We start from the raw sequence: 9,888 nt of genomic DNA, 5'->3' as shown, positions 1-9,888 counted from the left end.
CGTAAGCGCAGCGCCACTCGGGAATGATACCGCTTAATTAAATAACGTTTTGCTACTTTGTCCCAGATGGGGTTAGCGACATCAAAGTAGGTAACGCGGTTGGGGGTTTTAGGGGGTGATTCCCGGTTTAGCTAGCACTCCCCTAATGTCGCTAACTGCTTGGGGCAGCATTTCCAGTTGTTCGGCTCGATATGCGATCGCAATTGGTGTCGGTTCGTTTCCCAGAATTAGCGCTGCTGCCTCCAATGCCTGGGTATTGTTCATGGCACTGGCTAAGTTTTTCAAAGCCATGCCCATTAAACGTAAGCATTCCTGGGCATTTTCTTTTGGCGGTTCCTGGGCCAGCGATCGCTACAGCTTGTTTTAGTTTCTCTGGTTCCTTGACTAAGCGAAGTAACGGACGAGCCTGACGCTCGTTTTTAATGTGTCCCCCCAATTCGCCAACCGTATCAATGACTGTCTTCGCCCCTAGCAGTTGGTTGATTCGTCGGTATCCACCCCAAGGGTATAATTCACGCTGGCAGTATTCTTCAAAGTTTTTATATCCAGCTTGTAGGTAAAGCTGCTGTTCTCGCATCAGGAGGATTTCATCTACCGCCTGCCACTCGAACCTATCGATGGCAGTGAAGGTTTCCTGGATGCTGGTATTAACAACACTGTAATCAAGCGCTATTGCTTGTTCTCTTTCTAGTGTCAGCATATCTCTTGCCCACTATGTATGGTAAATGCTTGAAAGTTGGGGTGTTGCAGTTTAACCAAAGTGAACCGAGGAGATACTGAAGGGTGTTTGCCCAAAAATGTGTCAGCATTGTAATAAGCTCACTTTAAGAGATACGTTCCACAAGCTTGCTTATTTGGTTGCAGTGTAAGGAAACGGGTGGGCAGGACAGACCCACCTGTGTGGCAAGGAGCAAACTTAAATTTTATCCAAATAAAACAACGAAAATTCATCGAATATACCAATGTCACCCATAGAGATACTACAAGAATTCAACTCGTGCTACCTGAAGATTCAGGCGATCGCCCAAAATGAAAACTGGCAGAAATTGATTGCAGACAAAAAGATTGACCCAGAAGCTGCAACACACTTGGGCGATACATTTACCTCTGGTGTCGGCAATCTAAATTTTTCAAGTATTCTTTCTCTTGCAGCTTTGAGTGCTTTCAAGTGACACCAAATTCATAATTTCACCATGCCGCTTTTTGTGACATTCCTTTAATAACAAGGGTTCTAGAGTTTGACTTCATCTTGCCGCTTTCTGTGACATCTTACACAGTAAGGCTTTTAGATGTCACGGCAGACCTTGCTGCTTTTTTGTGCCGCTTTGTGATCCGATGCGACTGTAAAATATAGATGACGTTTTAACCAAAAAAATACCTCAGTTGCGATCACCTCCGGTGGGCGGTTACGCCATCGCTAAACTCCTGGTAATTCCCCATTGTGTCTCTATTTAGATATGGTATTAATTAATGCTCATCTGTGCTGATACCCAAATTCCTTTTCCACGCTCCCTGGTTTATGCAACCTATCGGGATAAACTAGTTGAGCTAGTTCCCTATATGCCAAACGTGCGCCACATCACACTTTTATCCCGCAGTGAAGCTTTGGGTAATATTTCTAGTGTCAATGAATGGCACGGTGGCAGTGAAATTCCAGCAGCAGCAAGAGTTTTGCTCAGTGAAGAGATGCTCTCTTGGACAGAATATAATACTTGGAATCAGGCTGATTTTACACTTGAATGGCGTATTGAAACTCACGCTTTCACAGAAGCAGTCAAGTGTTCTGGCAAAAATCGCTTTCTGGAAGATGGCAATAATACAGTAATTGAAAGCCGTGGTGAACTAGTGATTGACCCAAAAAAAATTAAGGGAGTACCATTCTTTCTCACAAGTACAATTGCTCATGTAGTCGAAGATTTTTTAGCGAAAAATATACAACCAAACCTCCTAGCAATGAGCGCGGGAGTGCGCCAGTATCTAGAGCAAGCCTGATTCGATTGAAAAACAGCATATCAATCGAATGGCACACTCGTTCAATTGAAAGACCAGCGCTAGGCGGGGAGTAAACGTATTCAAAAAGCTAACTTCCGCATCACGCACCACCTGCTCTAATTCTTTGTCCAAGAACTCAGGCTGTCGTGTCCAATCTATTTCCCGATATGCTTGAGGAAAGAAAAACAGCATGAAGTCTTTAAAATACAGTTGTAGTATCTGTTGACACGGCGAATCATATTCGGTTTGGGGTCAGATTATCTAAATGTTCGCAGCTCATAAGGATTTGAATTACACGTTAATCAAAGTATAGATTAGTGCAGGGAAACACAGCTAATTTTGTCAGTTAAGCATTAAAGTTCATATCTAAATGGCACACTTGATCAGGTCAAATCCATTATTTTTAAGGCTTTTGGGTGCGAGGTGTAGTAAATGTTTAATGCGGAAAAGAATTGTGCTTTCTTATATTGTGACAACAGAGCTAGCAATATGAAGCCATTGTGGAGAACTGCCATAATTTTAACTGCGATCGCTGGAGCTATCATCAGCGCAGAATTGGTGCGGCAATGAGCAGGGTGTAGAGAAGGGGTGCTTAATAAAACAAGCTGTGTCTTAAGGGGGCTGCGATCGCTATGCATCCTCGCTTGAATGATAAGCGATGTCTACTTTTTGAGGCTGTGACGCTCTCCTCGCTTCCAGCCAAGATCATTGTCTAGCAAAAGCTAAGTCACTTTCAATTAATTTAGCACCTGTTAGGTTAGCCCCACTCAAATTGCATTCGTGGAAATTTGCCCCTCTTAGGTCTGCTAGTGCTAGATTGGCGCCTCTTAAATCTGCATCACTGAGGTTAACTTCACTTAAACATGCACTACTTAGGTTAGCCCCATGAAGTGAAGCTTGTTGCAGGTCTGCCCCCTTTAGGTTTGCCCTCATGAGGTATGCTTTACTCAGATCCGCTCCACTTAAATTAGCTTGACTTAGGTCTGCTGCTGTTAAATCAGCAAAACTTAGATTGGCTTGACTTAGGTCTGCCCAACTCAGCGAGGCATAACTTAGGTTAATTTCACTCAGTTTCACTGATGCAAGTACTGCACACCTCAAGTTAGCATTAACAAAATTTCTTTCTCCGATTGCATAACGGCGTAAAATTTCATCAGTTGTTACTCTGTCTAAAACAGCTTTTGAAGCGCCTTGATAACACCATGTAGCGCTCATAAGTTTGGCAGCAGTGTTAACAGCTATCTCATCACCGTCAGCGATGATCACACCATTGCAGCCATCCCACTGACCGTTAAGCATAAAAGCAATCTCACTAGCGGCAGCAATTGAGTCAAATAGTAAAACAGAGTCTTTGTGCCGTTTTAACCAGCTATTCCAAACAATCGATATAATATTTTTCATTTCTATAAGTTTTGGCACTTTAATACGATTACGGCTCTAACTTCCAGATATTAATCAACTCTACTTACTTTACCTCTGTCTTGAGTTAAATATTGAGGGTTAGTTTCACCAGTCACCAGCACAAAGAACTGGGCTGACTTTTTCAAGACTGCCTCTTTTGTATGCTACGAAAGTGACAGAGCGCTGCACAAAGACCTACAACACGCTTTGCAGCACCTTTAAAGCGCCCAGTCACATTCATAGTTACAATCGACTTAAGTAAAAATGTCTGCAAGAACTAAGTTCTAAGCAGCTGAGTCTGAGCGTTCTATTTGCTGCCGAATGGTATCAATAGAAGCACTAATACCAGCCAGTTTGGACTCTAAATCATCTCGCATCCAAATCAAGAATTTTAATTTCCGCTCTAAGCTAGCTTTGTGCGAAATGGGTTCGCTTCCATAACAGGCATTACCCCAAAAAGGAAACATATTTTACCTCTGTATTTAGCTTTTGTAACAGTGCAATATATTGCACTACTATATTCTGACTAAGAATAATCAGACTGGTGTGGGTAACAACCGACCATTATTGAACGGGTTTAACGAACGCTTGCTAAAAGTTGTCTCTTGAATTGGCAGAGGTATTTGACCATTACGATAAGAAGACTTGATTTTGGATGATTTTCCATGATAATCTACGTATGCCTCCTAAAATACTGTTTCTCGATAGCCTTATCGCATTTTAAATAGCATATTGTATTTTTTATAAAGTCATAGTTGGCAGAAGTAATTCCAAAACTGTCTTGAGAGAAAACTTATGGTCATTACACAAAGACGTTTTCTTGGACGTTCAGAACTAGAAGTATCGCCACTATCTTTTGGTGGCAACGTGTTTGGCTGGACTATTGATGAAAATAGTTCATTTGAGATTTTAGATCACTTTATTGAAGCTGGAGGTAATTTTATTGACACTGCTGATGTTTATTCCAAATGGGTTACTGGGAATCAGGGTGGAGAGTCGGAGATCATCTTAGGAAAGTGGCTCAAGCAGCGTGGCAACCGCGATCGAGTTGTGATTGCAACGAAGGTTGGCAACGATATGGGTGTTAAAGGCAAAGGGCTTTCTCGCAAATACATCCAACAAGCTGTTGAAGACTCGTTGCAGAGGTTACAAACTGATTATATCGATCTATATCAATCGCATATCGACGATGAAAACACTCCACTTGAAGAAACCCTTGAAACCTACGCAGAATTGATTCGTCAGGGAAAAGTACGTGCGATTGGTGCTTCAAACTATAGTGCAGAGCGTTTATTACAGGCATTAGAAATTAGCCGTCAGCATGGCTATCCTCGCTACGAAAGCCTTCAGCCCCGTTATAACTTGTATGACCGAGATGGTTATGAGCAGGATTTACAACAAATTTCCCAAGAACAGGAAATTGGTGTGATTAGCTATTCCTCTCTGTGCAGTGGCTTTCTCTCTGGTAAATATCGCTCAGAAGAAGATTTGTCTATTAGTCTCCGTGGTAATTCTGTAAAAAGATATTTAAACCCTCGTGGTTTGCGAATTCTAAAGGCAATTGATCAGGTGGCAAAGACTTATAATTCTACTCCCACCCAAGTTTCTCTGGCGTGGCTGATTGCTAATCCTACCATTACCTCCCCTATAGTTAGTGCAACAAAGGTTGAGCAACTCAACGATATCATCAAAGCTGTCGATCTTCATCTCGACCAAGATGCTATTGACCTTCTTAATCAAGCCAGTTCCTCAAACAGCTAGTACCGCTACCTTGTCAGTCAATAGTCAACAGTTATTCCCCCCATCCCCCCATATAAAGAGCTTTCCTTTTTGAAAAAGGGCGGCACATTCCGATGGTTGGCTTGGGCGAAGGGCTGGGGGGTGAGGGGGCGATGCCTGCCCCGTCTTGCTACGCATCCTTAACTTTTCCTCGCTTGAATGAGGGGCGATGCCTACGGCGGAACGAAAAGTGACTATCGCACATCAAATTACTTTGGTCGCCACTTTTCAAGCGTGCTGTCTCTAAACGGTTGGTGAATTCTGAGCAGCGTAGGCTAGCAAAAACCGCAGGTATCGCACTTTTCCTCTACAGGGTGGGGTGCGATGGCGTACCCGCCCACCGCAGGCATCGCATCGGTGGTTTTTGGAGTTTTCGTGAAAGCAGTAAAGTGGGTACAACAGCACCCCCACTGTCTGCTAAACTCTGCTTCTAGGAAACCTAGATATCCAAATATTGATAATGTCGTTAATTCCAAATACATTAGCAACCTTTGTGGCTCTTTTCCCAATTGCCAATCCAATAGGTGCAGTTCCGGTTTTTTACAGCTTAACAGCGATGGAAACATCATCTGGGCGTCATCGGCAGGCGATACAAACTGCCATAAATGTAGTCTTAGTTTTAGCTGTGTTTTTACTAGCTGGCAGGTGGATTCTAGAATTTTTTGGAATCTCATTAAATGTGCTACGGCTGGCAGGGGGATTACTTGTTGCTCATACAGCGTGGGAAATGGTTACAGCCCGTCAACGACTAACTCCATCAGAAAATGATGAGGCTATAGATAAAGAAGATATTTCTTTTACACCAATGGCAGTGCCATTAATTAGCGGGCCTGGAGCAATTGGGGTAGTAACGAGTTTATCGATTAGCTTTAAGCATTGGGTAGACTATCTTGAGTCTTTAGTGGGAATTGCTTTAATAGGTATAAGCCTTTATCTGTGCCTGGCCTTAGGAGAACCACTTATTAAGAAGTTAGGAAAAAATGGTGTGGGAGCCTTAAATCGAGTTTTTGGTTTTTTCATCCTAGCAATTGGTGTGCGTTTTATTGCCGATGGCTCTATTTCCTTGTTGAAAGAGGCGTTCCATATTCAAGTTAAATAATTTTTAACTTATAAAAAGTTCAGAATTTATCTAGTTGAATAAATGTGATGAAAAAAACGTAGGCTTCTTGAACCGTAGGCATCGCTCATCAGAACCCATATATATATAAAGTTTCCTCTCTACGAGACGCTACTCGCGTTCGTTAATCATTTGTCCGACTTTAAGTAAGTTGGTGGGAATAAACCAAATTATGTTACGGAACGTAAATAGGCTTAAAACCCTTACCAATGACAAAGAACAAAGGACAAATGACAGCCCACGTCAGTTAACTTTAATTGCGCCCACCTACTTATATCTACTTGACCTTCAAGAGTGAAATGTCGTTTGTTTAGTAAGTCCTTGGGTCTGCAATTGCTGTCTTTTTACAACTTGGAAAACAATATATTTAACCCTTCGCTCATCGTGGGATGAGTCAAAATACCATCGCGCAGAACGGTGTAGGGCATCTGAGCTTGCATCACCATCTGCACTGTTGAAATCACTTCACCTGCTTCATGACACAACAGGGAACACCCTAGAATACGACCTGTATCTGTATCTACGATCGCCTTTAGCAGTCCATCGGTTTGACCAAGTGTTTTCGCTCTAGGAACGGCTGACGCATCGATCTTCGCCACGCGGATAGCATACCCTTGTTGCTGTGCTTCAGTTTCAGTCAAACCCACATGAGCCAGTTCTGGATCGATGAACAAACAGGATGGCACTAAGCGATCGCCTGTACTGCGATCGCCCCCATCAATTAAATTAGCTTTGATAATGCGATAATCGTCGAGGGATATATGGGTGTATTGCGGCCCGCCGTTGATGTCACCTAACGCCCAAATTCCGGGTACATTTGTCTCCAAGCGATCGTTGACTTGAATAAATCCGCGTGTATCGGTTGCCACACCAGCAGCAGCTAAATTTAAGCTATCGGTGGTTGGCGCACGACCAACGGCGACGAGCAAATGCGACCCCTGGAGGCTGAGGGAGCGATCGGCAACTTGGATTTGCAGGATGGTTTCAGTACCAGTGCGATTCTCCAAAGGAGACGCTGCGCGAACGACCCTTAACACCTTCGCATTTAGCAAGAATTCAATCCCATCTTGTTCTAAAAGTCTTTGAACGGCGATCGCTATATCTGGATCTTGCTGTGACAGGATTTGCTCACTTTGCCCAATGACAGTAACGCGAGAGCCAAAGCGCCGAAACATCTGGGCAAACTCTAAACCAATATAGCCACTACCGAGAACGATCAGGTGTTCAGGCAAGTATTCTAGCTCCATAATCGACTCACTCGTTAAAAACTCAACTTCTGTGAGTCCGGGAATGGATGGAATTAACGGTCGTGTACCTGTATTAATAAATAACCGTTCGGCGGTAAGTAAGCGATTTTTCCCCTCAGTCGTCGTTACTGCGATCGTTTTGGGAGCAACAAACCTTGCTTCGCCAATGATCAAGTTGTTATCCAGAGCCGTTTCTAAATTGTGCAAATTCATTTCACGCGCAGATTGCACAACTGATCGCTTTCGTTGAATCACCTCTGCTAAATCAACGGTAGGTTCATTGGTCTTCACGCCATAAGCCGCGCTGTTCCGCACTGTATAGGCAACCTCTGCACTTGCTACCATTGTTTTGGTAGGAATGCAAGCAATGTTGATGCACCCGCCCCCAATCATGGTTAAGCTACGTTCTACCAGAGCGGTTTTTCGTCCCTTCGCAGCTAATGCAGGTGCCAGTGTTTTACCCGCTTTGCCACCACCGATAATAATGTCGTCGTAGTATTCAATGTTCACTTACATCTCCGAATGGCACTAAGTTATGATACAGCCCTTACCCTGACTGGTTAAGAGCCTCTAGGCTCTTAACCCACTCTGGGAGGCTCCGCCTCCTGTTTCTTGACCAGAGGCAGCAGCCCTCTGGGAATACATTCCCAGTCTTGAGACTCTTAACGAGGTTACACAAGCCTTTGGGCTTTACAAGCGTGCCATTCCTTACATCTCCTTTGATTGATCTGCTTGATGACGCTGCTTAAGACCTGCAACGAGTTCGGTCACTTGACGTTGAGCCTCTGCGCTCAGTGAGTCAAAGTCGTCTAAGAAGAATTGACGTTCTAGCGTTAACTTCCGGGTATTGAGTAACCCTTCGATCTGCCAACCTTCGTCGCGTTTCGTTACAACGTATAGCGGCAGCGAATCTCGTGACGGTGAAGTTTCGGTTTGTCCGGGCAGTATTACCCTGATAACTACGAGCATGAGCGCGAGTTGCGAGTTCACGAAGCGGACAAAATCCACCTCACCCTCCAGGCGTGTTCCTTTGACAACTGTGTCGAACAATTGCTGATGAAATGCAGCGATTTCTTTTCGACCCTTGAGATGCGTGCCCTCGAACGTGATGAAATCGGCGGTTTCGCTGAACGGGGCAGCGAAGCCTTCGCTGCTACCTCGATTCCAAGCATCAATCATCTGGCGATGGAAAGCACGGATTGCCGACTCGTCAGCAGTAGTGGTGGTTTGAGCTGTTTGTAAATTCATAGTTTTGAGTTTTCCTTTTAAGTGATAGACCAGTTTTCAAGCGGCATAGAGGGTGTTATCAAGCGAGCAGGCGCAACGATTCATTCCAGAGCCGATCGGCATTGTCTGGGTTCAGGGCGTAGGGGGCAACTCCGCTCATATAGCCGTTCCCGTTGGTGACGAGAGTGGCTTCATTGCAGTCCTCGAAATAGCGACCGCCAACGCCCTTTAGTAGCAAAGAGGTTGCCAACAAAACGGAAGTTGCCGCACCCTGCGCTATTGTCTTCTGCCGCTCAGGTGGGGTTCTAAGACCGCCCGTATGACGCTGGAGGTTGGTTGCGATCGCCCCGGGCATCAGGGCATTAGCGGTAATGCCATCCTTGAACCAGCGCGCAGTAGCACCCACAGCAAAGAGGATGCTTGCGGTCTTGGACTGTCCATACGCCAACCACGGATCATAAGGACGGAACATGAAGTGAATATCATCGAACACAATGGGCGACATCAGGTGCCCGCTAGAACTAACCGACACGATACGGGCGACACCCTCTGCGGCGAGAGCGTCGTGTAGTCCGAGCGCTAGCGCAAAGTGTCCGAGATAGTTAGTGGCAAATTGCATCTCCCAGTCTTCGGGTGTGCGCTGTTCGGGCAGTGCCATTACCCCTGCATTATTAACGAGGATGTGCAGCGGCTCACACCAGGCAGCAATGAACTTGGCAATTGAGTTGCGATCGCTTAAATCAAGCAAAGCAACATGAATATTCCGGTTCCCAGTAGTAGCCATAATGTCAGCCGCGACTTGCGCTCCAGCATCGGTATTACGCACAGCCAGTGTGACGATCGCTCCAGTTTGAGCCAGTGCCCGCGCCGTTTCTACGCCGATGCCCGATGCGGCTCCCGTAACGATCGCCCGCTTGCCGGAAAGATCAATTCCTTCTACGACCTCGGCGGCGGTGGAATGTCGTCCGAATGGTGTTGTAATCAGTGCCATTGTGTATTCCTTTACAGACGTCGAGTGTTCTGTTATCTACAATGGATAAATGGAGTCAAGAATGAATTCATTTAAAGAGCGATTGCTGAAATACTGTTAGTTATTTGATTTACAACACCCGATCTGCTGAATTT

General features: G+C 44.9%; 12 protein-coding genes. 6 read left to right on the top strand and 6 right to left on the bottom strand.

The window, feature by feature from the left end:
- Positions 1 to 151: 151 nt before the first annotated feature.
- Positions 152 to 700: a hypothetical protein gene (locus V7K27_RS00540; protein ID WP_442947572.1), complete on the bottom strand. Its 549-nt coding sequence runs from the start codon at positions 698 to 700 to the stop codon at positions 152 to 154.
- A 262-nt stretch (positions 701 to 962) separates the two neighbouring features.
- On the opposite strand from V7K27_RS00540, the gene V7K27_RS00535 reads away from it, so the two are divergent.
- The 3 genes from V7K27_RS00535 to V7K27_RS00525 all read left to right on the top strand — a co-directional run bounded on the left by V7K27_RS00535 (position 963) and on the right by V7K27_RS00525 (position 2,562).
- Positions 963 to 1,172 carry a hypothetical protein gene (locus V7K27_RS00535; protein WP_334943286.1) on the top strand — a complete coding sequence of 70 codons (210 nt, stop codon included), beginning with the start codon at positions 963 to 965 and terminating at the stop codon, positions 1,170 to 1,172.
- 298 nt (positions 1,173 to 1,470) lie between these two features.
- Entirely contained in the window at positions 1,471 to 1,992 is a 522-nt protein-coding gene (locus tag V7K27_RS00530) for a hypothetical protein (RefSeq protein WP_334943284.1), read from the top strand.
- A gap of 432 nt (positions 1,993 to 2,424) precedes the next feature.
- Complete coding sequence (locus tag V7K27_RS00525; protein WP_334943282.1) at positions 2,425 to 2,562, top strand: hypothetical protein; 138 nt, start codon at positions 2,425 to 2,427, stop codon at positions 2,560 to 2,562.
- Between the two features lie 135 nt (positions 2,563 to 2,697).
- Here V7K27_RS00525 and V7K27_RS00520 read toward each other — a convergent pair whose 3' ends face one another.
- Together V7K27_RS00520 and V7K27_RS00515 are read right to left on the bottom strand one after the other, a co-directional pair.
- Positions 2,698 to 3,393: a pentapeptide repeat-containing protein gene (locus V7K27_RS00520; RefSeq protein WP_334943280.1), complete on the bottom strand. Its 696-nt coding sequence runs from the start codon at positions 3,391 to 3,393 to the stop codon at positions 2,698 to 2,700.
- Between the two features lie 284 nt (positions 3,394 to 3,677).
- On the bottom strand, positions 3,678 to 3,860 hold the full coding sequence (locus tag V7K27_RS00515) for a hypothetical protein (RefSeq protein WP_334943278.1): 183 nt from the start codon (positions 3,858 to 3,860) through the stop codon (positions 3,678 to 3,680).
- 328 nt (positions 3,861 to 4,188) lie between these two features.
- On the opposite strand from V7K27_RS00515, the gene V7K27_RS00510 reads away from it, so the two are divergent.
- The 3 genes from V7K27_RS00510 to V7K27_RS00500 all read left to right on the top strand — a co-directional run bounded on the left by V7K27_RS00510 (position 4,189) and on the right by V7K27_RS00500 (position 6,271).
- Positions 4,189 to 5,154, top strand: coding sequence for an aldo/keto reductase (locus tag V7K27_RS00510; protein WP_334943276.1), 966 nt, complete (start codon positions 4,189 to 4,191; stop codon positions 5,152 to 5,154).
- Positions 5,155 to 5,426: 272 nt separating this feature from the next.
- Positions 5,427 to 5,606: a hypothetical protein gene (locus tag V7K27_RS00505; RefSeq protein WP_334943274.1), complete on the top strand. Its 180-nt coding sequence runs from the start codon at positions 5,427 to 5,429 to the stop codon at positions 5,604 to 5,606.
- A 26-nt stretch (positions 5,607 to 5,632) separates the two neighbouring features.
- Positions 5,633 to 6,271 carry a MarC family protein gene (locus V7K27_RS00500; protein ID WP_334943272.1) on the top strand — a complete coding sequence of 213 codons (639 nt, stop codon included), beginning with the start codon at positions 5,633 to 5,635 and terminating at the stop codon, positions 6,269 to 6,271.
- Positions 6,272 to 6,633: 362 nt separating this feature from the next.
- Here V7K27_RS00500 and V7K27_RS00495 read toward each other — a convergent pair whose 3' ends face one another.
- The 3 genes from V7K27_RS00495 to V7K27_RS00485 all read right to left on the bottom strand — a co-directional run bounded on the left by V7K27_RS00495 (position 6,634) and on the right by V7K27_RS00485 (position 9,754).
- Complete coding sequence (locus V7K27_RS00495; RefSeq protein WP_334943270.1) at positions 6,634 to 8,046, bottom strand: mercuric reductase; 1,413 nt, start codon at positions 8,044 to 8,046, stop codon at positions 6,634 to 6,636.
- A gap of 198 nt (positions 8,047 to 8,244) precedes the next feature.
- Positions 8,245 to 8,784 carry an SgcJ/EcaC family oxidoreductase gene (locus V7K27_RS00490; RefSeq protein ID WP_334943269.1) on the bottom strand — a complete coding sequence of 180 codons (540 nt, stop codon included), beginning with the start codon at positions 8,782 to 8,784 and terminating at the stop codon, positions 8,245 to 8,247.
- Positions 8,785 to 8,842: 58 nt separating this feature from the next.
- Positions 8,843 to 9,754 (bottom strand): SDR family NAD(P)-dependent oxidoreductase, encoded by a 912-nt coding sequence (locus tag V7K27_RS00485; RefSeq protein ID WP_334943267.1) that lies wholly within the window; start codon positions 9,752 to 9,754, stop codon positions 8,843 to 8,845.
- Between the last annotated feature and the right edge of the window lie 134 nt (positions 9,755 to 9,888).

Origin of the sequence: Nostoc sp. (assembly GCF_036919575.1) — a bacterium.
Taxonomy (GTDB): Bacteria; Cyanobacteriota; Cyanobacteriia; order Cyanobacteriales; family Nostocaceae; genus Nostoc.
This window is presented reverse-complemented; position numbering and strand designations above follow the sequence as displayed.

Coding starts and splice junctions, on each gene's coding strand:
- V7K27_RS00540 (WP_442947572.1), bottom strand. CDS start 700: ATGCTGACACTAGAAAGAGAACAAGCAATAGCGCTTGATTACAGTGTT.
- V7K27_RS00535 (WP_334943286.1), top strand. CDS start 963: ATGTCACCCATAGAGATACTACAAGAATTCAACTCGTGCTACCTGAAG.
- V7K27_RS00530 (WP_334943284.1), top strand. CDS start 1,471: ATGCTCATCTGTGCTGATACCCAAATTCCTTTTCCACGCTCCCTGGTT.
- V7K27_RS00525 (WP_334943282.1), top strand. CDS start 2,425: ATGTTTAATGCGGAAAAGAATTGTGCTTTCTTATATTGTGACAACAGA.
- V7K27_RS00520 (WP_334943280.1), bottom strand. CDS start 3,393: ATGAAAAATATTATATCGATTGTTTGGAATAGCTGGTTAAAACGGCAC.
- V7K27_RS00515 (WP_334943278.1), bottom strand. CDS start 3,860: ATGTTTCCTTTTTGGGGTAATGCCTGTTATGGAAGCGAACCCATTTCG.
- V7K27_RS00510 (WP_334943276.1), top strand. CDS start 4,189: ATGGTCATTACACAAAGACGTTTTCTTGGACGTTCAGAACTAGAAGTA.
- V7K27_RS00500 (WP_334943272.1), top strand. CDS start 5,633: ATGTCGTTAATTCCAAATACATTAGCAACCTTTGTGGCTCTTTTCCCA.
- V7K27_RS00490 (WP_334943269.1), bottom strand. CDS start 8,784: ATGAATTTACAAACAGCTCAAACCACCACTACTGCTGACGAGTCGGCA.
- V7K27_RS00485 (WP_334943267.1), bottom strand. CDS start 9,754: ATGGCACTGATTACAACACCATTCGGACGACATTCCACCGCCGCCGAG.